This is a genomic window from Stenotrophomonas nitritireducens, assembly GCF_001700965.1.
GTDB lineage: Bacteria > Pseudomonadota > Gammaproteobacteria > Xanthomonadales > Xanthomonadaceae > Stenotrophomonas > Stenotrophomonas nitritireducens_A.
Genome location: NZ_CP016756.1, coordinates 1,136,572 through 1,160,441, shown reverse-complemented (window position 1 = coordinate 1,160,441; position 23,870 = coordinate 1,136,572). Strand labels below are relative to the sequence as shown.

The following is a 23,870-nucleotide window of genomic DNA, read 5'->3' as shown; positions in this document are numbered from 1 at the left end:
CAGGACGTTGTAATGACATTGCGAAACAGGGCTGCAGGGACGTTGTTGGTGGCGGTGTTGGCACCAGCGGCAGGGCTACAGGCACATTCGCTGGACGATGTGCGCTTCACCGGACCTTTGCTGACGCCTTCGCCATCGACCCTGCCGCAGGGAAGCTTCTTTGCCCAGCCGTATTGGATCCAGACGCATACCACCGGTCGCTATGACGGCAAGGGTGATCGACATGCGTTGGACGAATCGGTTGATACCTCGTTGCTCAGTGTGCTGCTGAGCGCCGGCATCACCAATCGCTTGACCGGTGAGCTGGTGCTGGACAGTGCCAGGACCACGCAGGGCGGGAAGCACAGTGATGGCTTCCGTCTGGCAGACAGCACGCTGCGCCTGCGCTATCTGCTGCGCGAAGGCGATGCGCTGAACAGCAGGCCGGCCGTTGCGGTGATGCTTGGTCAATCCCTGCCCACGGGACGCTATGACGGGCTGGGAGGAAACCTGCTCAACGGCCAGGGCGAAGGCGCCTGGCGCAGCCACGTGTCGGTGCTGGGGCAGAACCATCACTGGCTGCCGAATGGGCGGCCGCTGCGCTGGCGTTGGCAGGCCCGTTGGAGCCCGTCACCGCGCGATGTTTCGGTGCATGGCCGCAGTGTTTATGACACCGACCGCAGCTTTCGCGGGCATCTGAGCCCGGGCGTTGCGCTCAGTGCGGCCTTGGGATTGGAATACAGCGTCAATCTGCACTGGGCGCTCGCCCTGGACCTGAGCGCGAGCCGCCAATCAGGCGCTGTGCTGGATGGCACCGTGCTGGATGGTGAGGGGCGGCGCGGGCACATCCAGCGCCACGATGGATCAAGCCGCAGCTTCAGCATCGCGCCGGCGCTGGAATACAACGTCAGCGACCATGTCGGCTTTCTGGTCGGCGTGCAGGCCTCGCTGCCAGGCGGCCGCAACAGTGCAACCTACGTCAGCCCGCAGGCATCGATGACGGTGTCGTTCTAGGCGGCGCAAACGACAACGGCCGGGCGACGGCCCGGCCGTTGAGCAGGCAAGCCGCGAGCGCTTACTGCTTGTTGAGGCTGTCGCGGATCTGCCGCAGCAGCAGCACTTCTTCGCTCGGCTCGGGCGGTGCGGCGGGCGCTTCTTCCTTCTTGCGTGACAGGCGGTTGACCACCTTGACCAGCATGAAGATCGCGAAGGCGACGATGATGAACTGGATCAGGGTATTGATGAAGTCACCATAGCCCAACACCACGGCCGGGATTTCCTTGCCATCGGCACCGATCTTGGCGGGCGCCAAGGTCCAGGCGAGGTTGGAGAAATCCACGTTGCCGATCAGCATGCCGATCGGCGGCATGATCACCTTGTCTACCAGGGAGGTCACGATTTTGCCGAACGCGCCGCCAATGACCACACCGACCGCCAGGTCGATGACATTGCCGCGCATCGCAAATTCCTTGAATTCGCTGATCATTCCCATGTGTTTGTCCTAGCTGTGCATGAAAGGGAGCTGGCGCAGCGTACTCCACTGCATGTCATCAGGCGATCAACCCATCGCGTTGTGCGATTTTTCCCAAGCGGGCGCTGAAGCGGTCGCCCGGTTGCAGTGCGGCCACGCCGGCAGGAGTGCCCATGAAGATCAGGTCGCCGGCGCGCAAGGCATACAACTTGGACAGCTCGTGCAGGATGTCGGGAACACTCCAGATCATCTGGTCCAAGGTGGACTTCTGGCGCAGCTGGCCATTGATCTCCAGCGACAGTTCCAGCGATGCCAGGTCGGGGACTTCCGAGGCCAGTACCAGACTGCTGACCGGCGCGGAGTGGTCAAAGCCCTTGGCGATATCCCAAGGACCGCCCTTGGCCTTGGCGGCGGCCTGCAGATCGCGGCGGGTCAGGTCCAGGCCCACGCCATAGGCCAGCACCAAGGCCATCGCCTGGTCGGCGGCAAGCACACCGGCAGGTGCGTCCTTGCCCAGGGCGACGACCAATTCCACCTCGTGGTGCAGGTCGGAAGTGGCAGTCGGATACGGCACCGGTGCATCGCCGACCACGATGGCGTCGGCCGGCTTCATGAAGAACATAGGCTGGCCGCGTTCGCTTGCAGCTGGCACGGCCGCGCCCATTTCGCGGGCGTGGTCGGCAAAATTGCGGCCTACGCAGTAAATGCGATGCACCGGGAACGTGCCGCCACCGGCGACCGGGATGCGGGGCTGGGGCAGGGCGGGGATCAGATCAGTCATGTTTGCGTCCAGGTGAAACGACGCAAAAGTCTAGCGGACGCGGGTGCGTTCTGTGGAGCGCTGGCAGGCTGCGCCGGGCGGGCTTGTGTAGGAGCGGCGCAAGCCGCGAAGCCGGTGGTCAGCCAGATTGCGGGCATGCCTGTGGTTTCGATAGCACCGGCTTCGCGGCTGACGCCGCTCCCACAACCTGGGCGGGCACCGGTGAGGCTGCTGCCGAGCATGGCTCGGCACTACGGGCTATACCGGGAAGGCCTCTGCCGAGCATGGCTCGGCACTACATCAGGACGCTTCTGTCCTTGCAGGTGGCTTAGCGGGCGTGCGGCAGCGCGGCTTTGCGCACGACGCGGTATTCGGCATCAACCACGGTCGGGTCGGCCTTGGGTACGGCACGCGCCTTGCGCGAGGCCAGCAGTTTCCAGGCAATGCCGCCCAGGATCATCGCTGCGCCAATGAAAACACCGCCAACCACCAGCACCGCAAGAATGGCGACACCCAGCAGGCCCAAGGCGATGCGCACCAGCGGGTTGCGTGGTTTGCGCGGCTCGAACAGGTTGCGCAGCTTGGCGAATTGGACGTAACGGATAGTCATGAAAGTTGGATGACGATGAGTCTGGGGTGGAGTATCAGGGGCGAGCAGGCCTGTTGCGTGAAGTTGTCGTTAATTGCTAACTGAATAGGGTGTGTGAAGAGGGTGTGAGTCAGGTTCGGCGCTCGCAATGGTCGCCCATGCGACAATAAGGCGCTTTCCTGTCCCGGTGTTCCAAATGTCCAACGCCATCGCTCCCGAAACCGAACTCTGCCTGCTGGCCGCGGTGCCCGACCAGGGCTTTCACGCGGTGGTGGGGGTGATTGATGGCGACGCCGAGACGCTGGTGTTGTACCGCGACGGCGAGCAGGTGCGGGCGTGGTTGAACGTCTGCCCGCATGCCGGACGTGCGCTGGACTGGGCGCCGGGCCAGTTCCTGAAGAGCCGCGAAGGGCATCTGGTATGCGCGGTGCACGGGGCCTCGTTCGAGCTGCAGGGCGGCACCTGCGTGGCCGGCCCGTGCAAGGGCGACGGGCTGCGTGCGGTGCCGGTACGGGTGCACGACGGCAAGGTGCTGCTCGGCTGAGTTGCGCCGGCCAAGCGCTCAGCGGGTGTCCTGCACCGGATAGACGCGACTGATCTGGCATTCATAACGGCCACTGACGTTTGCCGGATCGCCGGGCCGGACCAGCTCGCGCTCGGGTCGTACCAGGGCCATCCGATCACCGGGATGGCCGCAGACCATGCCGATACCCATGCCGGATACCAAGGCCATGGACTGCGCGTTGGCCAGTGCCGGGCAGCCGCTGGCGACTTCAAGGCGATAGAAACGATTGCCCGCGGCACGCTTGGGTGAGACTTCTACGGTGATTCCCTGCGGGGTTTCGCTCCAGCTGCGTACTGCATCGACGCTGACGCAGTAATCCGCTGTCCCACGAAAACCGCGTGAGGGTGACGGGCCTGCGGCTTCGACCTGCAGCGTTTCCAGGGTGGCCAGTTGTTGCCGGTCACGTTGGCGCAGCAGATCGGCATAGCCGCGCGCGTCCAAGGGCGTAATCGTGCTGATCGGGCATTGCGTCTCACCGATGACCAGGCTTTCGCCCGGCGCGGCGCATAGCCAGCCATCACGGCTGCCGCGTACCGACAACTTGTTTTCTGGAGCAGGGCAGCCCTGTGCGAATTCGACCCGGAAGCGCTTTCCGTCCTTCAGTCGCAAGGCCACGGTGTCCGCGCTGATGCCCTCCGCTCCACCAATCTGGCGTGCATCTACGCAGTTCGCCTGCGGCGGTGTGCGCGGCTCGGCGCCAGCGCTGAACATGCCCAGAAAACCCAGTGTCGCCAATGTCATCCGTTTCATCGCGATCTCCTCTCCGTTTGAGCGCGGCTGCTGCCTGGTGTGTCAGAACATGATGTTGATCATGATTACCACAATCACGGTGTAAAGCAGCGACAGCGGGCCGCCGACGCGCCACATCTCGCGCGGCGTGTATTTGGCCGGGCCCATTGCCATCGAGATGACCGGGTTGGAGGCGGTCATCAGATTGTTCGATGCCGACAAGGCCACGATCAGCGCGAACGCGGTGGGGTTGCCGCCTGCGGCGAGCGCAAGATTGACGGCGATGGGCACCATCACGATGGTGGCGCCGACATGGCTGATCACCAGCGAGAACGCGGTGGTCAGCAGCGCCAATGCGATTTCCAGTACCCAGACCGGAATGCCGGTAGGCAGTTTGTCGATGGTGTGGCCGGCGATCCAGGCCGCTGCGCCGCTGCTGTCCATGGCCCAGCCCAGCGGAATCAGCCCGGCCATCATGAAGATGGTCTTCCAGTTGATCGCGGCGTAGGCCTCGTCCATGCGCAGTACGCCGGTCAACAGCATGCCGGCCACGCCGGTCAGCAGGGTCAGCGCCACCGGCAGGTGCGAGGTGAGGGCGATGATGATGGTGATGGCGAAGATGGCCATCGCGATCTTGAACTTGTGCGGGCGCTGCTCGCCCTTCGGGTAGTCGGTGACCACCACGAAGTCACGGGTTTCCGCCGCCGCGGCAAGGTCCTGCCAGATGCTGTGGAAGACCAGCATGTCGCCGGCACGCAGCGGCGTGTTGCGCACGTCCTCGCGGATCACCTGCTTGTCGCGGTTGATCGCCAGCAGGCTGATGCCACGTTCCTTGCGCAGGCGCAGCTCGCCGGCGGTCTTGCCGATTACCTTCGAGGTCGGCGGCACAACCGCCTCGGAAATACCGGCGCGGGCGGGGTTGAACAGGTCGCCCAGCTGCTTGAGCCGTGAGGACATGCGCAGGAACTGGTTCTGCGCGAAGTCCGACACCTGTTGGCGCGGGCCCATGGCGCCGATCACGCTGCCCACCCAGATGCGCATGTCCGCCGGTGGCGACAGACGGGTGTCATCGCCGGTTTTCAGCGCCAGCAGCAGCGGCGCGTCGAACAGGTTCTCGGCTTCGCCGACGGTCATGCCAACCAGCGGGCTTTCGGCGGTAACAAGCAGTTCGAAGACGTCGCCTTCGATGCCATAGGACTTGGCGAAATAGCTCTCGGTACGTGCCGGTGCCTGGCCATCGTCGGTTTCGCGCTCTTCTTCCTTGAGCTTGCGGCTGCCGTAAAAACGGAAGTAGGCCAGCGAGGCGATCAGCAGCGCGACACCGATCGGCAACGGCGCGAACATGCGCAGTGGCTCGATGGTGGCGGTGCCTGAGGGCAGGTTGTTGTTGGCCGACATCAACAAATCGTTGAGCAGGATCAGCGGCGAGTTGCCGACCATGGTCAGCGCGCCACCCATCACGATTGCCGCCGAGATCGGCAGCAGCTGGCGCTTCAGGGTGAGTGCGGTGCGTGAAGCCAGGCGCGAGGCCACCGGCAGGTACAAGGCCATCACCGATGGGTTCTGCATGAACGAGGAGTTCAAGCCCGCGGTGGCGGTGGTCAACAGCAACAGCCGTTGTTCCAGCCCATGGGAGCGCCGCAACAACCAGCCCGCGAGCCGGTTCAAGGCGCCGGTGCGGTCCAGGCCGGCGCCAAGAATGGTGGTGGCGATGATGCTCATCACCGCGTTACCGGAGAAACCGCCGAAGATTTCTTCCGGTGCGATCAGGCCGGTGACGCCCAGCACCACCATCACCACCAGGGCCACCACGTCGGCGCGGATGCGCTCGAACAGGAACATCGCCATCGTGAAGCCCACCAGCCCGAGCACGAGCTTCATATCGGTGGTGAGCGTCAGCGCGGTATCCATCAGTGCAGCGGCCTGGAAAAGAAGGGCAGGGACGGGATGCCAGCGCAGCATGCCAGCAACGCTGCATGGTCAGCGCAGGGATCCAGCGGTTTGCTGCTTGCAGCTGTCATCACGCCCTCGGTCCTCAGCCAGCGTCGCTTGCGTTTGGCTTGTCGTACAACAAATCCCACACGCCATGGCCGAGCTTCTGGCCGCGGGTCTCGAAGTGGGTCTGCGGGCGCCAGTCCGGACGCGGTACCGCGCCACGCGGGCCGGCACGGTTGACCAGCCCGGCCGTCGCATCCAGCACTTCCCACATCTGTTCGGCGTAATCCTCCCAGTCGGTGGCGCAGTGCAGGCGACCGCCCGGGCGCAGCTTGCGCACCAGCAGTTCGGCAAATGCCGGCTGCACCAGGCGGCGCTTGTTGTGGCGCTTCTTGTGCCAGGGATCGGGGAAGTAGATGCGGATTTCATCCAGCGCGCCGTCGGCGATTTCCTTCTCCAGCACCTCGACCGCATCGTGGTGGTAGAGCTTGACGTTGTCGGCGTTGTCATCGGCCAGCGCATTGAGCAGGCGGCCAACGCCCGGTGCATGCACCTCGATGCCGATGTAGTCCTTGCTGGTGTCGAACTGCGCGGCGTAGCGCAGGGCGGCGCCGTTGCCGAAGCCAATCTCCAGCACCTTGGGCGCGTTGCGGCCAAAGGTGGCGTCCAGGTCGCGTGGCTCGCCGTTGAAGTCGATGCCGAAGCGCGGCCAGCGTTCGTCGAACGCGCGCTGCTGGGCCGGGGTGAAGCGGCCCTGGCGCAATACGAAGCTGCGAATCTCGCGGCGGCCTTCGGTCACGGTGAAGGGCTTGGGCGGTGCCTTGGAGCCTGCGCTGTCAAAAGGATTGGTCATCAGCCGATCAGCCCATCTACCGGGGAGGAGGCGCTGGCGTAGCGCTTGCGTGGGATGCGCCCGGCCAGGAAGGCCTCGCGGCCGGCTTCCACCGCCTTGCGCATGGCGCTGGCCATCAGGACCGGATTGCGGGCACCGGCAATGGCGGTGTTCATCAGCACGCCGTCGCAGCCCAGCTCCATCGCGATGGCCGCGTCGGAGGCGGTGCCGACGCCGGCATCGACAATGATCGGCACCTTGGCGTTCTCGATGATCTCGATCAGGTTGTACTTGTTCTGGATGCCCAGGCCCGAGCCAATCGGCGCGGCCAGCGGCATCACCGCAGCGCAGCCGATTTCTTCCAGGCGCTTGGCAAGGATCGGGTCGTCGGAGGTGTAGACCATGACGTCGAAGCCATCCTTGACCAGCTGTTCGGCGGCCTTGAGCGTGGCCATCACGTCGGGGTAGAGGGTTTTCTGGTCGCCCAGCACTTCGAGTTTGGTCAGGTTGTGGCCATCGAGCAGCTCACGGGCCAGGCGGCAGGTACGCACGGCATCCTCGGCGGTGTAGCAGCCGGCGGTATTGGGCAGGATGGCGTAACGGTCCGGCGGCAGCACGTCGAGCAGGTTGGGCTCGCCGGGGTTCTGGCCGATATTGGTGCGGCGGATGGCCACGGTGACGATCTGGGCGCCAGCGGCCTCGGTGGCCAGGCGGGTTTCTTCCAGATCCTTGAACTTGCCGGTACCGGTCAGCAGCCGGGAGGAATAGGTCTTGCCGGCGATGACCAGCGAGTCGGTGGGGACATGTGCATTCATGCCCGAATTATCACCCATCCCGCCGATCTGTAGTGCCGAGCGATGCTCGGCAGAAGCTCAGCGTCACCGTGTAGTGCCGAGCCATGCTCGGCAGGGGCCTTACCGGCAATGCTCCAGCACAGCATGGCTGCGCTCTACAGGTGAAACCAACAGGGAAGCCGCCGCTCCCTGCCTTTCATGCAGCGAAGAGGAGGGGAGCTTCCAGCGCTGCCAGCTTCGCGGCTTACGCCACTCCCACAAGCACTACACACATCGCGTGAAAGGCCCCTGCCGAGCATGGCTCGGCACTACCGGCAGCCCTCAGCCACCACCCAGCGCATGCACGATTTCAACCACGTCACCGTCCTGCAGTGGGTGGGTCGCATGCTGGCTGCGCGGCACGATCTCACCGTTGACCTCAACCGCCACCCGGCGTTCGGCCAAGCCTTCGGCGGCCAGCAGTTCGATCAATGACAGGGCGGGTTCAATTTGGCGGAGTTCGCCATTCAGATGGATGTTCATGCTGCCATTTTCGCCAGCGACGCCGCAAAAGCCTAGCTTTGGGCACAGTTTGCGGCAGCGCAGCGTGTGCGTCTTACGCAGTAATGAAAACATAACAACGTGCGGCGGCGTATGTCCGCCGGCTTTCCCACTCAGGAGTTGAACATGTCCCTATCCCTTCGCCCGCTGCGCGCTGCCGTGGCCGTGGCCATCGCCCTGGCCGCAGTGCCGGCCTTGGCGCAGTCGCCGTATTCCAAGACGGTGTTCTTCGGTGACAGCCTGACCGATACCGGTTATTTCCGGCCGGTGCTGGTGAAGTTGGACCCGAATGCCTCGCTTGTTGGCCGTTTCACCACCAACCCGGGCTGGGTGTGGGCGGACTACGTGGCCGACCAGTACGGTACCAATGCCAGCCCCAACGGCAACGGCCAGACCGGTGACAACTATGCGGTCGGTGGTGCTCGCGTGGGCGTGGACGAGGTGGGCGCGCTGGGCGCGACGCCTTCGATGAAGACGCAGATGACGACCTACCTGGCTGCCAATGGCGGCAAGGCCGATGCCAACGCGCTGTATACGGTGTGGGGCGGTGCCAACGATTTGTTCGCGGTGCAGAAGGCGCCGGCGCAGGCGCAGGCCATCATCGGGGCCGCAGTGGCCGACCAGGTTGGCATCGTAGGTGCGCTGAAGGCGGCCGGTGCCGAGTACGTGATGGTGCCGAACCTGCCTGATATCGGTTTGACCCCGGCTTCGCGCGCCGGCGGCGCGATGGGCATGGCGCAGGGCACCGCGCTGGCCAAGGCTTACAACGACGCTCTGTTTGGTGGTCTGAAGCAGGCCGGGCTGCAGGTGATTCCGGTGGATACCTTCACCATCCTGCAGGAAATCGTCGCCAATCCCGGCACCTATGGCTTCACCAATGTCAGCAACATGGCCTGCACCTCGGCCTCGTCGGTCACCTGCTCGCCGCTGAGCCTGGCCGCGCCGAATGCCAACAACACCTATGTGTTCGCCGATGGTGTGCACCCGACCACTGCTGCCCACCAGATCCTCGGCCAGTACGCGATCTCGGTACTGGAAGCCCCGCGCCTGCAGCAGGTGCTGACCCATTCGGCCCAGACCACCGGCCGCGCCCGCGCCGATCAGGTGGGTGCGCACGTGGGTTCACGTCCAGCGGATGGCCTGAGCTGGTGGGGCAACCTGCGCGGTGACATGCAGCGCTATGCGCATGCCGACCTGTACGACGGCATGGCGCCGGCCGGCCTGTTCGGTGTGGATTGGACGCGCGACGGCCTGGTCCTCGGCGGCTTTGCCGGCTACGGCCGCATGGATGCCGACTTCGGCAACAGCAAGGGTGACTTCACCCAGGATGACACCACCCTGGGCCTGTTCGCTGGCTGGTATGGCGAGCGCGCCTGGGTCAACGGCCAGGTGAGCTACAGCTGGTTGGGCTATGACGTGACCCGCAAGGTGCAGCTCGGCCCGGCTACCCGTGAGCACAAGGGCTCGCCGGACGGCAGCAACCTGACCGCCGCCATCAACGCTGGTTACGAGTTCGGCCATGCCGGTGGCTTCCGTCACGGCCCGGTAGCGGCGGTGATCTGGCAGAAGGTGAAGCTGGACGGCTATGTCGAGAGCAATGCCAGCGCCACCGCGTTCGGCTATGGCGACCAGGACCTGGATTCGACCGTGGGCCGTATCGGCTGGCAGGCACGCTTTGACGGCGGCACTGTGCAGCCGTACGTGCAGGTGACCTATGACCACGAGTTCGAGGACGGCAAGCAGGCCAGCGCCTGGTTGCAGACCATGTCCGGCGCGGGGATGTACAAGGTGCCGGGGCTGGAGTTCGACCGCAACTACGCCACCGCCGTGCTCGGTGCGCGCCTCACGCTGTGGGGCCTGAACAGCAATATCGGCCTGAGCACCACCACGATGCAGAAGTCAGCACGTGATGCCACCGTGTTCGCCAGTTTCGGCGGCAGCTTCTAAGGCGCCTTAGTCGCAATTGATTACGGTGTTGTGTGTGGGAGGCGGTGCCGCATTGGCGGCATCGCCTCTTTTTTTGTTTGTGGGGCAGGGGAACCACTGGGGCGCCTGCAGGACGGCCGGTTGCGCGGGCCGCCATCGCCACCGGAACACGTGCCCACGCCGGCTTCGGTGGGGTGGAAACCGGCAGTTGCGGGCGTTGCTTTGTCCCAGCGCGGCGCATAGACTTCACGCTCGCCAACGCGGGCGTAGCTCAATGGTAGAGCTGTAGCTTCCCAAGCTACTGACGAGGGTTCGATTCCCTTCGCCCGCTCCACGCCTGGCGGTTTGTTGCAATGATCAGAGCGGCCTCAGGCCTGCCAACCGGCCGCTGAAGACCGGCGCCAAACTCCCTGATTCAGATCATCCGGAACCGGTAACGCCGCGATATGCTGCGCGCCTACCGACCACTCCCGCCGCGATGAAACTGGCCATTCTTTCCCGTAACACCAAGCTGTACTCGACCCGCCGCCTGGTCGAAGCCGCCCGTTCGCGTGGCCACACGGTGCGCATACTCGATCCGCTGCGCTGCTATATGCGCATCACCTCCAGCGGTTTTGGCATGCATTACAAGGGCAAGGCGTTGACCGGTGTGGATGTGGTGATACCGCGGATCGGTGCATCCATCACCCGCTATGGCACGGCGGTGCTGCGGCAGTTCGAGATGATGGGCGCGCGCACCCCCAATCCTTCCGATGCGATCCTGCGCGCGCGCGACAAACTGCGTGCCCACCAGCTGCTCGCCGCCAAGGGGATCGACATGCCGGTGACGGTGTTCGGCGACAACCCGGACGATACCGACGACCTGCTGTCGATGCTTGGGCCGCCGCCGCATGTGGTGAAGCTCAGCGAAGGCACCCAGGGCAGGGGGGTGATCCTTACCGAAAAGCTCAGCGCGTCCAAGGGCACTGTCGAGGCCCTACGCGGGCTGTACGCCAACTTCCTGGTGCAGGAGTTCATTGCCGAGGCCCAGGGTGCGGACCTGCGCTGCCTGGTGGTGGGCGACCAGGTGGTTGCGACCATGCGCCGGCAGGCCCAGGATGGCGACTTCCGTTCCAATCTTCACGCCGGTGGCGTTGCCGAACGGGTGCAGTGCAGCAAGGCCGAGCAGCAGGTGGCGATACGCTCGGCCAAGGCGCTGGGGCTGGGGATAGCCGGCGTCGACCTCATCCGCTCCAAGCGGGGACCGCTGGTGCTGGAGGTCAATTCGACCCCCGGGCTGGAGGGCATCGAGGGGGTGTCCGGGGACGATATTGCCGGGCGCATGATCGAATACGTGACCAGCCTCAAGCGTTGAGGTCCGGTCATCAATTTGTTTGCATGGTTTTAACAAGCCTTTAATCCGGCTGGCCCTAGCCTGTTTCCACTGTGCCCAGCCCTCCTCAGTGGGTCCGGTGATCGGGAATCTTTTAAGGCCCTGGCGGTTTTCGTCAGGGCCTTGTTTTTGGCGAGTATTGTTGAGTGCGGGAGCTGGGGTTAGAGTGCTGAAAATGACATGGAGGCGGCGCACGAAGCAGCACTTTGGACAATTGATTGGCCGCGTCAGGTGTATGTTCGAGTGGATAAGACGCAGGACGTTAACGCGAACTATGCTGTAATTCCGCGCATACATTGGCGCCTCTCGCCTGTTATTCCTATAAAACGAAGGTAATCGCACACGTGCGCATTCTTGTAATCGAAGACAACAGTGACATTGCCGCCAATCTTGGTGACTACCTTGAGGATCGCGGGCATACGGTCGATTTCGCCGCTGATGGCGTGACCGGCCTGCATCTGGCGGTGGTGCATGAGTTCGATGCGATCGTGCTGGATCTGAACCTGCCGGGCATGGATGGCATCGAAGTCTGTCGCAAGCTGCGCAACGATGCGCGCAAGCAGACGCCGGTGCTGATGCTCACTGCCCGTGATTCGCTGGACAACAAGCTGGCCGGTTTTGATTCCGGTGCTGATGACTACCTGATCAAGCCGTTCGCGCTGCAGGAAGTGGAAGTGCGGCTCAATGCATTGTCACGGCGTGGCAAGGGTGCACATACCCGTGTTCTGGAAGTGGGTGACCTGGAGTACAACCTGGATACGCTGGAAGTACGCCGCCAGGGCAAGCTGCTGCAGCTCAATCCGACCGCGTTGAAGATCCTGCAGGCACTGATGGAAGCGTCGCCAGCAGTCGTTACCCGGCAGGAGCTGGAAACCCGCGTCTGGGGCGAGGAACTGCCAGATTCGGACTCGCTGCGCGTGCATATCCATGGCCTGCGTGCGGTGGTGGACAAGCCGTTTGAAGTGCCGATGATCCAGACCCGTCACGGCATTGGTTACCGTATCTCCGCACCCGATGCCTGAAACAGTACTGCCTGAGGTCGTGCGCCGGCGCGGACGCTATCGTCGGCGCCTGCGCAGCCGCATCATCCTTTCCTTCGTGTTGTTGGGTTTCTGCCTGACCACGCTGTTCGCCTTTGCCACCAATTGGGCGCGGATGCGCGTGGAAAACCAGCTGGTTGAGGATGTGATGAATCGCAACCTCGACGCTTCCTGGCAGAGCTATATGCGCAGTGGCGGTACCGATGTGGTTGCGCCGGTGCAGCAGATGCGGGCCTTCCTGTTCCGGCCAGACAAGCTCGACGGTCTGCGTCGTGACTATCCCGAATGGGAGGGGCTGCAGGACGGCATTCACACCATCAACGGCGAGGATGCCGAAGGCAAACCTTTCTCCTACAAGGTAGGTGTTCGTAAAACACCGGATGCCTGGTTTTTCATTGCTTATGACATGGGCCAGGCGCTTCGTGGTGAGCAGCAACTCAATCGCGCGCTGTTCCTGTCGGTAATCATCTTCAGCCTGCTGTCCTGGGTATTGGGCTGGTGGTCCGCTTCGCGGGTGATGCGGCCGGTATCGGACCTGGCATCCCGGCTGCGTGCCTACCGTGGTGGTGCCAAGCACCCCGAGCCCTTGGCGCCGCGTTTCCCGGACGACGAGGTTGGCCAGTTGGCCGAGGCGCTGGATGATTATTCCGAGCGCCTGACCGAAGTGGTCCAGCGTGACCGCGAGTTCAATGCCGACGTCAGCCATGAGCTGCGCACGCCGCTGGCGGTGATCCGCGGTGCTACCGAACTATTGCTGACGCGCCCCAATCTGGATGAAAAAGTGTTGCAGCGTCTGCAACGCATACAGCGCGCCGAACAACAGTGCAGTGACTTGATCGGCTCGTTGTTGTTGCTGTCCCGCAATGAGCGCGCGCAGGGCAGCAGCAATGTCGCCCGGGTTGCCGAGCAGCTGCTTGAATCGCATCGCGCCCAGCTCGGTGGCAAACCCTTGGAACTGGTGCTGGAAGGATCGCGCGAGCTGGTGATCGATGCGCCTGAGTCAGCGCTGTCGGTGGCGCTGGGCAACCTGATCGGAAATGCGGTGAAGTATTCGCAGGAAGGTCGGGTGCTGGTGCGGGTGGGTGCAAATGCGGTGGAAGTGATCGACAACGGCCCGGGGCTGAGCGAGAAAGATGCTGCCAGCCTGTTCCAGCGCGGCTATCGCGGCACCCACGCTGGCCAGTCGCAGGGCGGGGGAATCGGTTTGTCGATCGTCAGTCGACTGTGCGCGCTATACGGCTGGCAGGTGGACATCCGGCCGGGCAAGGAGCGTGGTGTGGTTGCGACGCTGACATTTGCGCCTGAGCAGCCTTGAGTTGCAATCAAGCGCTTCGACCGGCCCGCTTGGACTGGATGATGGATGCCCAAGTGGCCGCGTGGGTCAAATGGCGCCGGATCGCCTGCCTTTAGCCCCTCTCCCGCCATCGGGAGAGGGGTTGGGGTGAGGGCGCTCTCTGCGCTGCGATCAAAATAGCAGTCAGGCCGCCGCCCCTGCCAGCTCCCGATAGCGCGCATCCAGTAATTCGACATGCAGCTGCAACGCATCCGTATGGCCGTCATTGACGATCACATCATCAGCCAGCGCCAAGCGCTGCGCGCGGCTGGCCTGCGCCTGGATCATGCGTTCGGCCAATGCCGCATCGATGTTGTCGCGGCTGAGCAGACGCGCGTGCTGCACCTGTTCCGGTGTATCCACCACCAGAATCCGGTTCAACCAGGGATAGGTCGGGCGGCCACCCGCTTCGGTAAGCAGAGGAATCGCGGCGATCGCATAAGGGCTGTTCGCGGCTTCGCAGATGCCACGCACCCTGGCACGGATGGCCGGATGGGTGATCGCTTCCAGTGCGCGGCGTTCATCGGGATTGGCGAATACACGCTGGCGCAAATAGGCTCGGTCAAGGCTGCCATCGGGTTGCAGAACCTCGGCGCCGAACAGTTCGGCAATCGCCGCAAGACCGGGGCTGCCAATCGCGACAACCTCGCGCGCTGCGATATCCGCATCGGCCACGGTAATGCCCAAGGCCTCGAAACGCCGGCTGACTTCACTCTTGCCCGAGGCGATGCCGCCGGTCAGTCCGACGATGAAATTGCTCATGCAATGACTCCAAAACAACAATGGCCCTCGAAGGGCCATTGTCGCTGGTGATGGTTTATTGCTGTAGCCCTGCCAATCGCATGTAGCCGCCTATCATCTGGTCGCCCCACATGAAGACCAGCCAGCCGGCGATAGCCAGGTACGGACCGAATGGAATCGGCGTGGCGCGGTCGCGCCCGCGCGAGTACAGCCAGATCGAGCCGATGATGGCGCCGACCAGGGAGGACAGCAGGATGATCGGCAGGATGCCCTTCAGTCCGCACCAAGCACCCAACGCGGCCAGCAACTTGAAGTCGCCGTGGCCCATGCCTTCCTTGCCGGTGATCTGCTTGAACAGCCACCACACCGTCCATAGCGACAGGTAGCCGACGGCGGCACCAATCAGCGCCGGCTTGGCCGGCATGTAGAGATTGTCCATGCTGCCTATCAGGCCCAGCCACATCAGTGGCAGGGTGAGCTGGTCGGGCAGCAGCTGGGTGCGCAGGTCGATGCCGGACAGCGCAACCAGGAAGCAGCTCAGCACGATGGCGCCAAAGCCCTGCCAGCCGAAGCCGAATTGCCAGACGCTGGCCAGCACCATCAGGCTGGTGACCAGTTCCACGATTGGGTACTGGATGGAGATCGAAGCTTGGCAATGGCGGCACTTGCCACGCAGGAACAGCCAGCTGAACAGCGGAATGTTCTCGTACCAGCTCAGCTTGTGCTTGCAGTGCGGGCAGTGCGAAGGCTCCACCACGATGCCCGGCGGCGGCGGCTCATAGATATCGGGCTCTTCGAGGATTTCGCGCGCATCGCGCTTCCACTGCCACTCCATGCGCTTGGGCAAGCGCAGGATCACCACGTTGAGGAAGCTGCCGATCAGCAGTCCCAGTCCGGCCGCGGCGGGATAGCCGAGACCGGGATGCTGGTCGAGAAATGCCATGTGTTAAACCACAGATGCCAGTTTGAAGATGGGCAGGTACATGCCGATGACCATGCCGCCGACGATGGTACCGATGAATACCATGATCATCGGTTCCAACAGGCTGCTCAGCGCGTCGACCGCGTTGTTCACTTCCTGCTCGTAGTACTCGGCAACCTTGAACAGCATCGCATCCAGCGCGCCGGCTTCTTCACCGATTGCAGTCATCTGGATGACCATGTGCGGAAACAGGTTGACCTGTTTCATCGCCATGTTGACCGGGTAGCCGACGGCGACGTCGTCGCGCATGCGCAGAACCGCTTTTTCGTAGACGCTGTTGCCGGTGGCGCCAGCAACGATGCCGAGCGCTTCGACCAAGGGGACGCCGGCCTTGAAGGTCACGCCAGTCGTGCGCGCGAAGCGCGCGATCGCGCTGTTATGCATGATCTGGCCGATGACAGGCACCTTCAGGATCAGCTTGTCCATCGTGTGCTGCATGGCCGGGGAGCGCTTATAGGCATAAAGAAAGCCAACTATCGATCCAACCAGTGCCAGCAATATGATCCACCACCAGGACACCATGAATCGTGACGCAGCGACAATCAACTGAGTGAAAGCAGGCAGGTCGGCGCCGAAGCTCTTGAAGACTTCTTCAAACTGCGGTACCACCCACACCAGTAGTACCGAGCTGACAATCAGTGCAACGGCTACCACTGCGGCGGGATAGAACAGGGCTTTCTTGATCTTGCCCTTGAGGGTTTCGATGTTCTCTTTGTAGTTGGCAACCGTGTCCAGCACGGTTTCAAGTACACCTGCGCCTTCGCCGGCCCTCACCAGGTTGCGGTATAGCTCGTCAAACTGCACAGGGTGCTTGCTGATGGCCTCGTGCAGCGAGGAGCCACCTTCGATGTCGGTGCGGATATCACCCACCATCTTTTTCATGCGAGCGTTTTTGTGGCCCTCGCCGATGATCTCCAGCGAGCCGACGATAGGCACGCCGGACTTCATCATCGTCGCCATCTGGCGACTGAAGAAGGCGATTTCCTTGGCCGATATCTTCGAGCCAGCGGCGCCGAACAGAGGCTTGGGCTTGGGCTTGACCACCGTGGGGTTGATCCCCTGTCGGCGCAGTTCGGCACGCAGCAGGTTGGAACTCTTGGCCTGTTGCTCGCCTTTCATCTTGATGCCACGCTTGTCGGTTCCCTCCCAGACAAACGGCAACATCTGGCTGGTGCCGCGGGCAACCGGCTGGTTCTTGATGGCGCTACGGGTGACGGACATATCTCTGGGCTCCCCAGCCAGCCCTCCCCGGGCCGGCGACCTCCGCATGGTATCCGCATTGGCGCGTCCCAGCATCCCATCTGCAGAAATAGGCGAATCCCGTCACGCCCTAGCCCTGGCGTCTTCACATATAGACCGGAGTACCTGCCTTGTTGGAGCCTTCCCGGCACTGCCGCTTGTGGGCGTCGCCCCGGCACGACAGGGGTATCACTGGTTTGCGGAAGGGGGCTCGGTCTGGCGGATGCCTTTCCGACAAGTTTCTTGCCGGGGGGGGGGGGGGGATGGTGCCGGGGGGCGTTGCCACATGGCTTCGCTTGTTGTCACAACCTGACGTACTACGTCACATTGAGGGCCAGATCGCACTACTTCTACAAGGGGCTTCCAATCTTTGCGCTTGCTGCCATCATTGGCGCCGGGGAGCTGAGGGTGTGCCTGAAAACTGGCACGCAACCTGCTTTGTAATACCCCGCATGGGGTGGGCAGGTATATGCGCTCATCCTTGTTCACTCAATCCAATACCTCTAGGGGATGTATCCATGAAGAAGCAGCAGGGTTTCACGCTGATCGAACTGATGATCGTGGTTGCGATCATCGCCATTTTGGCCGCCATTGCGCTGCCGATGTACCGTGATTATGTTGCCAAGTCGCAGCTGGCTGCTGCTCTGGCAGAAATCAATCCAGCCAAGACGGCATTGGAAGTGGCGCTGCAGGAAAATGGCGCGTATGTCCCGGCAACCCCGCAGGACCTGGGCTTGCAGACCGCCCCGACTCCGCGTTGCAGTGCCTATGGTGCCAGCGCCACTGTTCTTAGCTGCACCGTGCTTGGTAACGACATCGTTACCGGTGCAGTGGTGACGTTGACCCGTACACCTGCTACCGGCGCGTGGGCTTGCACCGTAACGGGTGGTACTGGCTTGGTTGCCAAGCACCGCCCGGGCGGCTGCACCTGATTTGTAATGGGGATTCGGAGAAAAGGCCCTGAGAAGGGCCTTTTCTTTTGGGGTTTCTTCAGGGCGCGCCCTTGTTTTGTGTAAATGGGCCACGGGTAAAACTGGCCTTGGGTCCAGAAATGCCATTAGCTATTGGCCTATAGACTGGCCTGGCATTCGCCAATGCAGCACATCATTGGGCTGGGTTCGTGCTCTATCAGCCGGTGTCGCCGAGGCGTTGGCAGCATGCTGGGGAGCTGGGCCATTTCCATCTCCAGACTGAGTCGGAGCGCGTTGATATGGATCCACCTGATCCTTGGCAACGCCAACGATGAAAACCATCGTGTGATACCAGGGGATATTGTGGGTATCGGCGCAGTATCTGGATTGCGGGGTTCGCGGGTGCTTTGTCGGCTGCAATCATTCGTTGTGCGGCGGCGTAGTTCCGAGGCATGGCAGGGAATGGGCTTGGCGTGGCATCAGAAAGCTGCCTAGGGTCGCACGCTGCAGGATAATGGAGTACTGCGGTGTTGCCAGGCCTCTTGCCGGAAGCATCGCACCTCGCACTCCTGGAACAGGAATCAACAATCCGTGATTCCATTCGCGTCCGAATTGGGGTTAGGGGAATCTTGAATGCGGCGTGGGGCTGGTCATCGAGCCTTGCGTCGGACGTGCTGTCGCCGCATTCGACGGCGGGACTGCGCCGCGAGTTGTTGTAAAGCTGCAGGGGATGGCCCCGAGCAGCGCTTTCGTGCCGCGGCGGGTCGAAGGCGGGAGGGAGTAGTCCTGGCAGTCTGATGGCCGCTCTGGCGACGGGATGCGGTATCTTTTCGGTCTGATTGAAGGGGAATCCCGATGAACACACTGACATCCGCCAACCTAGTGGGTATTACCGGCATTGCTCGGCGTCTGGTCCAGGATGGAGCGCTGGAGGAAGCCGTTGCCCGCACCGCGATGAGCCAGGCTGCCGACGCCAAGGTGCCGTTGGCACAGTGGCTGGCCGACAAGAAGCTGGTGAGCGCCGCTCATATGGCCGCTGCCAACGCCATGGAATTCGGCATGCCTTTGATGGATGTGTCGGTGTTCGATGCCAACCAGGGCGCGATGAAGCTGGTCAGCGAGGAATTGCTGCGCCGGCATCAGGTGCTGCCGCTGTTCAAGCGTGGCGGCAAGCTGTTCGTGGGCACCAGCAACCCGACCCAGCAACTGGATGAGATCAAGTTCCAGACCAACCTGGTGGTTGAGCCGATCCTGGTTGATGAGGAGCAGATCCGCCGCACCCTGGACCTGTGGCTGGCCAGCAATGATTCGCTGGGCGATAGCCTCGGCGGAGATGACGACGGCATGGGCGATCTAGACATCGCCGCCGGTGACGAGGACATGGGTGGCGGTGGCGACACCGGTGTGGATGCCAAAGGCGATGACACCCCGGTCGTGAAGTTCGTCAACAAAGCCTTGGTCGATGCCATCCGCAAGGGTGCTTCGGATATCCACTTCGAGCCCTACGAAGATGACTACCGGGTGCGCTTCCGTATCGATGGCCTGCTCAAGAGCGTCGCCAAGGCGCCGGTGAAGCTGAACCAGCGTATCGCTGCACGCCTGAAGGTGATGGCGCAGCTGGATATCGCGGAAAAGCGCGTGCCACAGGATGGTCGCATCAAGCTTAATCTGTCCAAGAGCAAGCAGATCGACTTCCGTGTCAGTACCTTGCCGACCCTGTTCGGCGAAAAGATCGTGTTGCGTATTCTTGACGCCAGCGCGGCCAAGTTGGGTATCGACAAGCTGGGCTATGAGCCGGACCAGCAGAAGCTGTTCCTGGATGCTATCCACAAGCCTTACGGCATGGTGTTGGTAACCGGGCCGACTGGTTCGGGTAAGACGGTGTCGCTCTATACCGCGCTGGGCATCCTCAATGACGAGACCCGCAATATCTCTACCGCCGAGGACCCGGTGGAAATCCGCCTGCCAGGCGTGAACCAGGTGCAGCAGAACAACAAGCGCGGCATGACCTTTGCAGCGGCGCTGCGTTCGTTCCTGCGACAGGATCCGGACATCATCATGGTCGGCGAAATCCGTGACCTGGAGACCGCGGAAATCGCGATCAAGGCTGCGCAGACCGGTCACATGGTGCTGTCCACGCTGCATACCAACGATGCGCCGCAGACCATTGCGCGTCTGATGAACATGGGTATCGCACCGTACAACATCACCTCGTCGGTGACCCTGGTGATCGCCCAGCGTCTGGCGCGACGCCTGTGCTCGAACTGCAAGCGTCCGACCCAGTTGCCGGAGAATGCATTGCTGGCCGAAGGCTATACCGCCGAGCAGATTGCCAAGGGCATCAATCTGTTTGAACCGGTGGGCTGTGATGAATGCACGGAAGGCTACAAGGGCCGTACCGGTATCTATCAGGTGATGCCGATGACCGACGATATCGCTGCGATTGTGCTGCAGGGCGGCAATGCGATGGATATTGCCGATGCTGCGCAGAAGATCGGCATCAATGACCTGCGCCAGTCAGCGCTGATCAAAGCGGCGCAGGGCACCACCAGCCTGGCTGAAATCAACCGCGTGACCAAGGACTAAGCCTCACCCGTAGTGCCGAGCCATGCTCGGCAAAGGCTTTACCTGCGAAAGTCGCCCTCACCCCAACCCCTCTCCCGTAAACGGGAGAGGGGCTGAAGCGGTAGTGCCGAGCCATGCTCGGCAAGTGGCTTTACCCGCGAAAAGCGCCCTCACCCCAACCCCTCTCCCGTAAACGGGAGAGGGGGCTAGAACGGTGGTGCCGAGCATGGCTCGGCTCTACCCCAGTTCCCGCCGCTTGCTTACTCCATGCCTAGCTTTTTCAGCTTGTAGCGCAGGGCGCGGAAGGTGATGCCCAGTTGGGCTGCGGTCTTGGTCTTGTTCCAGCGGTTCTCTTCCAGCGCCTTCTGGATGACCGTGCGCTCCATCTGCTCGATATAGGAGGGCAGGGCGGCGTTGGCTGGGTCGATGTCGACAACGGCTTCCTGGACGACGGCAACAGCGCCTGTCGCAGCGCCTTCGGCAGCAGCACGTTGCAACGCGCTCTGCGGTTGCGGCAGGCGCAGGTCGTTGGCGTCGATGCGGTCGCCATCGGCCAGTGCCAGCGAGCGCTCGAGGATGTTTTCCAGTTCGCGGACGTTGCCGGGAAAGGAATAGGCATCCAGCGCTTCCAATGCTGAACCGGCTAGGTGCGGTGGCTTCTGGCCCTGCGATTGCGCCAGCCGCTGCAGGATGGTGCCGGCCAGTTGCGGCAGGTCGCTGCGGCGTTCGCGCAATGGCGGTACCCGCAGTTCGATCACGTTGATGCGGTAGTACAGGTCATGGCGGAATCGCCCGTCCTGCACCAGCGTGCCCAGGTCTTTATGGGTGGCCGAGAGTATGCGTACATCCACGGTGACTTCGGTGGCCGCGCCTACCGGGCGGACCGATTTTTCCTGGATGGCCCGCAGCAGCTTGACCTGCATCTGCAGTGGCAGCTCAGCCACTTCATCCAGAAACAGGGTGCCGCCACTGGCCGCCTGGAACAGGCCGGGCTTGTCGGCGTGGGCACCGGTGAAGCTGCCCTTGCGATGGCCGAAGAACTCGCTTTCCATCAGTTCGCCCGGAATGGCGCCGCAGTTGACCGGAATGAATGGGCCGGCCGCGCGTGCGCCCTGGTCGTGGATGGTACGGGCAACCAGTTCCTTGCCGACGCCCGATTCCCCCAGGATGTAGACCGGTGCCTGGCTGCGCGCGACCTTGCCGATGGTGGCGCGCAACTCATCCATTGCCGGCGAGCTGCCGAGCAGGCGGGTGGCGTTTTCCGGCGGCGGTGGGGTGCTGGGACGGGCGGCGTTGTTCAGTTCGATGGCGTGGCGGACCAGGCCGCGCAGCACATTGATGTCCACCGGCTTGCTGACGAAGTCGAAGGCGCCGGCCTTCAGGGCCTCCACCGCCAGGTCCATGCTGCCGAAGGCGGTGATCATCGCCACCGGGGTTGCCGGATGGTCGCGGGTGATCTCGGTCACCAGCTCGATGCCATTGCCGTCAGGCAGGCGCATGTCGGTCAGGCACAGGTCGAAATGGTTGCTTGCGAGCAGTTCCCGCGCCTCGGCGAGGTTGGCGGCGGTGCTTATCCGCAGGCCCATCCGGCCGAGGGTGAGGACCAGTAATTCGCGGATGTCGCGTTCGTCGTCGACGATCAGGGCGCTGTGTGTTGCGTTCATGAATGGAACGATAGCCGAGGTAGAGGCATGTCTACAAACGATTGCATCGAAAAATGGATCATTGGCGTTCGCTGCGGGTAAACGCTGTTTTCGGCGTGCTCAGGGTCAGCCGGAAGCAGGCGCCGCCAGCGGGAATGGACACGTAGTCCAGCTGGGCCTGGTTGGCCCGGCAAAGTTCGCGGGCGATATACAGGCCCAGCCCGGTGCCGTGTTCGGAGGTGGTGTAGAACGGCCGGAACAGCTGGCTGGCGATGGCATCGGGGATGCCGGGGCCGCGGTCCATCACGTCGATCACCGCATTGCGCCCGGCCGAGGCGACCCGGATGCGGATGCGTGCTGGCTCGTCGGCCATGCGGCCATATTTGAGGGCGTTGTGGACCAGCGCCGTCAGTACCTGGTGCAGATGCCGGGGGTCCATCATCGCCACTACCGACGGCTCGCGGATCACCGCTTCCAGGCTGTCGTTCTCAAGCGACAGGGTCTGCCGGTACTCAAGCACGAAACGCCGCACGAAGGCGGCCAGGTCGAGGTTCTCCGGGTTTGCGCGTTCGCGCCGGGCCAGCGCCAGCACGCTTTCGACAATGCCGTTGGTGCGCTGGCACTGCTGGTGGATGATCTGCAGCAGGCGCCGGTCCGCTTCACCCAGGTCCTCGGATTCCTCCAGCAGCTGGGTGGCGTAGTTGATCGCCGCCAGCGGATTGCGGATTTCGTGGGCCAGGCTCGCCGAGAACCGGCCCAGGGTGGACAGCGTCAGCGATTCGGCCCGGCGCGACACCACCGTGGTGTCATCCAGGAAGATCAGCGACATGTCGCTGTCGGCCAGCAGGCGGGCGAAGCGTGGCAGTACTTCGGCCTGCTCGGGAGCAAGCTGCAGCGGTGGCTCGTCTTCGTGCCAGCCATTGCGCCAGCGTTGCAGGCGCCGCGCCAGTTCGGGGGAGGCGATGCTGAGTGCCACCCGGTCGACCGCCAGCGCGCCTTCCATGTCGCCGAGCAGGGCGGTGGCCGCCTCGTTGGCCAGGGTGATGTGGCCAGTGGCATCCACCACCAGCACGCCGGTACGCATGCGGCGGATGATCAGCTCGTTCACTTCGAACAGGTTGGCCACTTCCACGCCACGGCGATCGGCCAGCTGCTGGGTGCGGCGGGTGCGGCTGCCGATCTGGTAGGCAATGAAGGTCAGCGCCAGGTAGCTGGTGACGAACATTGCCAGTTCGGCCAGGGTGCGGGTGTTCTGGCTGCCCTCCACCATCTGCCAGACGTATTCGGCAATGCTGGCCGCGCAGGCCAGCAGCGCAAGCAGCAGGGCGGGCGACAGCGGCAGCAGCAGGCCGGCCGCGGCGATGTTGAACAGCAGCGACATCGAGATGCCGGCGCTGGCGCCGGGCAGGGCATGGCTGAGCAGGGTGGCGGCGATGATGTCGATAACCACGCTGCCGAATACGATGCGCTGCAGCCAGCGCTCATTGCGGCCCCAGATCAGCAGGGCTGCCGATACCAGCAGGTAGGCGATGGAGACCGATTGCGCCAGCCGCGGCTGGTGCGCCTCGCCCACCATCGAGGTCAACGGCCCGAACACCAGTGCGCTGAGCAGGGCGGCAACCAGCACCCGGTACAACGCAAAAAAGTACAACTCGCGCGTTGGGATGGATTCGATGCGGTCGATGATCGACGGACTGGGGGCCAAGCCGGATCTCCTATCCAAACCTAATCACGCCAGTATAGGTGCGCCGGGCACGCTGCGGGTGGCTCCGGCGGCTGCCCGGCAATCATCGGCAAGTTGCTGAATTAGCTGGTAAAGACGTGCCGTTCTTGGCGTTTTGTACAGACTTCTTTGCGTGCCGGGCCGCCGTCGGCGACAATGTTGGGCCCGCCCGCCCTGCAAGTTGGCCATTTTCGGCCCTGT

Annotated in this window: 21 protein-coding genes and 1 tRNA gene; 9 read left to right on the top strand and 13 right to left on the bottom strand. The window is 63.1% G+C overall.

Going from position 1 to position 23,870, the window contains the following annotated elements:
* Positions 1–12: 12 nt before the first annotated feature.
* Complete coding sequence (locus BCV67_RS04990; protein ID WP_156455758.1) at positions 13–993, top strand: hypothetical protein; 981 nt, start codon at positions 13–15, stop codon at positions 991–993.
* A 61-nt stretch (positions 994–1,054) separates the two neighbouring features.
* On the opposite strand, the gene mscL is transcribed toward BCV67_RS04990, so the two are convergent.
* From mscL to BCV67_RS04975, 3 genes are all read right to left on the bottom strand, one after another.
* On the bottom strand, positions 1,055–1,471 hold the full coding sequence (gene mscL / locus BCV67_RS04985; RefSeq protein ID WP_062166735.1) for a large-conductance mechanosensitive channel protein MscL: 417 nt from the start codon (positions 1,469–1,471) through the stop codon (positions 1,055–1,057).
* A 58-nt stretch (positions 1,472–1,529) separates the two neighbouring features.
* On the bottom strand, positions 1,530–2,231 hold the full coding sequence (locus tag BCV67_RS04980; RefSeq protein WP_062166734.1) for a fumarylacetoacetate hydrolase family protein: 702 nt from the start codon (positions 2,229–2,231) through the stop codon (positions 1,530–1,532).
* A 307-nt stretch (positions 2,232–2,538) separates the two neighbouring features.
* On the bottom strand, positions 2,539–2,820 hold the full coding sequence (locus tag BCV67_RS04975; protein WP_062166733.1) for a hypothetical protein: 282 nt from the start codon (positions 2,818–2,820) through the stop codon (positions 2,539–2,541).
* A gap of 175 nt (positions 2,821–2,995) precedes the next feature.
* Here BCV67_RS04975 and BCV67_RS04970 point away from each other — a divergent pair, with 175 nt between their 5' ends.
* Positions 2,996–3,343 carry a Rieske (2Fe-2S) protein gene (locus BCV67_RS04970; RefSeq protein WP_062166732.1) on the top strand — a complete coding sequence of 116 codons (348 nt, stop codon included), beginning with the start codon at positions 2,996–2,998 and terminating at the stop codon, positions 3,341–3,343.
* An 18-nt stretch (positions 3,344–3,361) separates the two neighbouring features.
* On the opposite strand, the gene BCV67_RS04965 is transcribed toward BCV67_RS04970, so the two are convergent.
* The 5 genes from BCV67_RS04965 to thiS all read right to left on the bottom strand — a co-directional run bounded on the left by BCV67_RS04965 (position 3,362) and on the right by thiS (position 8,176).
* Positions 3,362–4,114, bottom strand: coding sequence for a hypothetical protein (locus tag BCV67_RS04965; protein WP_156455757.1), 753 nt, complete (start codon positions 4,112–4,114; stop codon positions 3,362–3,364).
* A 42-nt stretch (positions 4,115–4,156) separates the two neighbouring features.
* The gene (locus BCV67_RS04960) at positions 4,157–6,004 is read right to left on the bottom strand and encodes an SLC13 family permease (protein ID WP_062171420.1); all 1,848 of its coding nucleotides are present in this window, start codon (positions 6,002–6,004) and stop codon (positions 4,157–4,159) included.
* A 124-nt stretch (positions 6,005–6,128) separates the two neighbouring features.
* The gene (gene trmB / locus BCV67_RS04955) at positions 6,129–6,881 is read right to left on the bottom strand and encodes a tRNA (guanosine(46)-N7)-methyltransferase TrmB (RefSeq protein ID WP_062166730.1); all 753 of its coding nucleotides are present in this window, start codon (positions 6,879–6,881) and stop codon (positions 6,129–6,131) included.
* Positions 6,881–7,675, bottom strand: a complete 795-nt coding sequence (locus tag BCV67_RS04950; protein ID WP_062166729.1) for a thiazole synthase — start codon at positions 7,673–7,675, stop codon at positions 6,881–6,883. Before BCV67_RS04950 ends, trmB begins: the two co-directional genes overlap by 1 nt.
* A 300-nt stretch (positions 7,676–7,975) precedes the next feature.
* The gene (thiS, locus tag BCV67_RS04945; RefSeq protein WP_062166728.1) at positions 7,976–8,176 is read right to left on the bottom strand and encodes a sulfur carrier protein ThiS; all 201 of its coding nucleotides are present in this window, start codon (positions 8,174–8,176) and stop codon (positions 7,976–7,978) included.
* A 177-nt stretch (positions 8,177–8,353) separates the two neighbouring features.
* On the opposite strand from thiS, the gene BCV67_RS04940 reads away from it, so the two are divergent.
* The 5 genes from BCV67_RS04940 to BCV67_RS04920 all read left to right on the top strand — a co-directional run bounded on the left by BCV67_RS04940 (position 8,354) and on the right by BCV67_RS04920 (position 13,847).
* Positions 8,354–10,141: an autotransporter domain-containing protein gene (locus BCV67_RS04940; protein WP_172837772.1), complete on the top strand. Its 1,788-nt coding sequence runs from the start codon at positions 8,354–8,356 to the stop codon at positions 10,139–10,141.
* A 239-nt stretch (positions 10,142–10,380) separates the two neighbouring features.
* Positions 10,381–10,454 (top strand) — tRNA-Gly (locus BCV67_RS04935).
* Positions 10,455–10,598: 144 nt separating this feature from the next.
* Positions 10,599–11,474: a 30S ribosomal protein S6--L-glutamate ligase gene (gene rimK / locus BCV67_RS04930; protein ID WP_062166726.1), complete on the top strand. Its 876-nt coding sequence runs from the start codon at positions 10,599–10,601 to the stop codon at positions 11,472–11,474.
* A 362-nt stretch (positions 11,475–11,836) separates the two neighbouring features.
* Positions 11,837–12,514 (top strand): response regulator transcription factor, encoded by a 678-nt coding sequence (locus BCV67_RS04925; RefSeq protein WP_057629745.1) that lies wholly within the window; start codon positions 11,837–11,839, stop codon positions 12,512–12,514.
* Positions 12,507–13,847: a sensor histidine kinase gene (locus BCV67_RS04920; RefSeq protein ID WP_062166725.1), complete on the top strand. Its 1,341-nt coding sequence runs from the start codon at positions 12,507–12,509 to the stop codon at positions 13,845–13,847. Before BCV67_RS04925 ends, BCV67_RS04920 begins: the two co-directional genes overlap by 8 nt.
* A gap of 162 nt (positions 13,848–14,009) precedes the next feature.
* On the opposite strand, the gene coaE is transcribed toward BCV67_RS04920, so the two are convergent.
* Genes coaE through BCV67_RS04905 form a run of 3 tightly spaced genes read right to left on the bottom strand, consistent with a single transcriptional unit; the run spans position 14,010 to position 16,809 of the window.
* On the bottom strand, positions 14,010–14,627 hold the full coding sequence (gene coaE, locus BCV67_RS04915; RefSeq protein WP_062166724.1) for a dephospho-CoA kinase: 618 nt from the start codon (positions 14,625–14,627) through the stop codon (positions 14,010–14,012).
* Positions 14,628–14,682: 55 nt separating this feature from the next.
* Entirely contained in the window at positions 14,683–15,549 is an 867-nt protein-coding gene (locus tag BCV67_RS04910) for a prepilin peptidase (RefSeq protein WP_062166723.1), read from the bottom strand.
* 3 nt (positions 15,550–15,552) lie between these two features.
* Positions 15,553–16,809 carry a type II secretion system F family protein gene (locus BCV67_RS04905; RefSeq protein WP_062166722.1) on the bottom strand — a complete coding sequence of 419 codons (1,257 nt, stop codon included), beginning with the start codon at positions 16,807–16,809 and terminating at the stop codon, positions 15,553–15,555.
* A 536-nt stretch (positions 16,810–17,345) separates the two neighbouring features.
* On the opposite strand from BCV67_RS04905, the gene BCV67_RS04900 reads away from it, so the two are divergent.
* Together BCV67_RS04900 and pilB are read left to right on the top strand one after the other, a co-directional pair.
* A complete protein-coding gene (locus BCV67_RS04900; RefSeq protein ID WP_062166721.1) occupies positions 17,346–17,759 on the top strand; it encodes a pilin in 414 nt (137 codons plus the stop codon).
* 834 nt (positions 17,760–18,593) lie between these two features.
* The gene (pilB, locus tag BCV67_RS04895) at positions 18,594–20,324 is read left to right on the top strand and encodes a type IV-A pilus assembly ATPase PilB (protein ID WP_062166720.1); all 1,731 of its coding nucleotides are present in this window, start codon (positions 18,594–18,596) and stop codon (positions 20,322–20,324) included.
* Positions 20,325–20,563: 239 nt separating this feature from the next.
* Here pilB and BCV67_RS04890 read toward each other — a convergent pair whose 3' ends face one another.
* Both BCV67_RS04890 and BCV67_RS04885 read right to left on the bottom strand, forming a co-directional pair.
* A complete protein-coding gene (locus tag BCV67_RS04890) occupies positions 20,564–21,967 on the bottom strand; it encodes a sigma-54-dependent transcriptional regulator (RefSeq protein WP_062166719.1) in 1,404 nt (467 codons plus the stop codon).
* 58 nt (positions 21,968–22,025) lie between these two features.
* Positions 22,026–23,651, bottom strand: coding sequence for a sensor histidine kinase (locus tag BCV67_RS04885; protein ID WP_062166718.1), 1,626 nt, complete (start codon positions 23,649–23,651; stop codon positions 22,026–22,028).
* Positions 23,652–23,870 lie beyond the last annotated feature (219 nt).

Coding starts and splice junctions, on each gene's coding strand:
- BCV67_RS04905 (WP_062166722.1), bottom strand. CDS start 16,809: ATGTCCGTCACCCGTAGCGCCATCAAGAACCAGCCGGTTGCCCGCGGC.
- rimK (WP_062166726.1), top strand. CDS start 10,599: ATGAAACTGGCCATTCTTTCCCGTAACACCAAGCTGTACTCGACCCGC.
- trmB (WP_062166730.1), bottom strand. CDS start 6,881: ATGACCAATCCTTTTGACAGCGCAGGCTCCAAGGCACCGCCCAAGCCC.
- BCV67_RS04965 (WP_156455757.1), bottom strand. CDS start 4,114: ATGAAACGGATGACATTGGCGACACTGGGTTTTCTGGGCATGTTCAGC.
- BCV67_RS04920 (WP_062166725.1), top strand. CDS start 12,507: ATGCCTGAAACAGTACTGCCTGAGGTCGTGCGCCGGCGCGGACGCTAT.
- BCV67_RS04980 (WP_062166734.1), bottom strand. CDS start 2,231: ATGACTGATCTGATCCCCGCCCTGCCCCAGCCCCGCATCCCGGTCGCC.
- BCV67_RS04960 (WP_062171420.1), bottom strand. CDS start 6,004: ATGGATACCGCGCTGACGCTCACCACCGATATGAAGCTCGTGCTCGGG.
- BCV67_RS04990 (WP_156455758.1), top strand. CDS start 13: ATGACATTGCGAAACAGGGCTGCAGGGACGTTGTTGGTGGCGGTGTTG.
- coaE (WP_062166724.1), bottom strand. CDS start 14,627: ATGAGCAATTTCATCGTCGGACTGACCGGCGGCATCGCCTCGGGCAAG.
- BCV67_RS04900 (WP_062166721.1), top strand. CDS start 17,346: ATGAAGAAGCAGCAGGGTTTCACGCTGATCGAACTGATGATCGTGGTT.
- thiS (WP_062166728.1), bottom strand. CDS start 8,176: ATGAACATCCATCTGAATGGCGAACTCCGCCAAATTGAACCCGCCCTG.
- BCV67_RS04950 (WP_062166729.1), bottom strand. CDS start 7,675: ATGAATGCACATGTCCCCACCGACTCGCTGGTCATCGCCGGCAAGACC.
- BCV67_RS04975 (WP_062166733.1), bottom strand. CDS start 2,820: ATGACTATCCGTTACGTCCAATTCGCCAAGCTGCGCAACCTGTTCGAG.
- mscL (WP_062166735.1), bottom strand. CDS start 1,471: ATGGGAATGATCAGCGAATTCAAGGAATTTGCGATGCGCGGCAATGTC.
- BCV67_RS04910 (WP_062166723.1), bottom strand. CDS start 15,549: ATGGCATTTCTCGACCAGCATCCCGGTCTCGGCTATCCCGCCGCGGCC.
- BCV67_RS04970 (WP_062166732.1), top strand. CDS start 2,996: ATGTCCAACGCCATCGCTCCCGAAACCGAACTCTGCCTGCTGGCCGCG.
- BCV67_RS04890 (WP_062166719.1), bottom strand. CDS start 21,967: ATGAACGCAACACACAGCGCCCTGATCGTCGACGACGAACGCGACATC.
- pilB (WP_062166720.1), top strand. CDS start 18,594: ATGAACACACTGACATCCGCCAACCTAGTGGGTATTACCGGCATTGCT.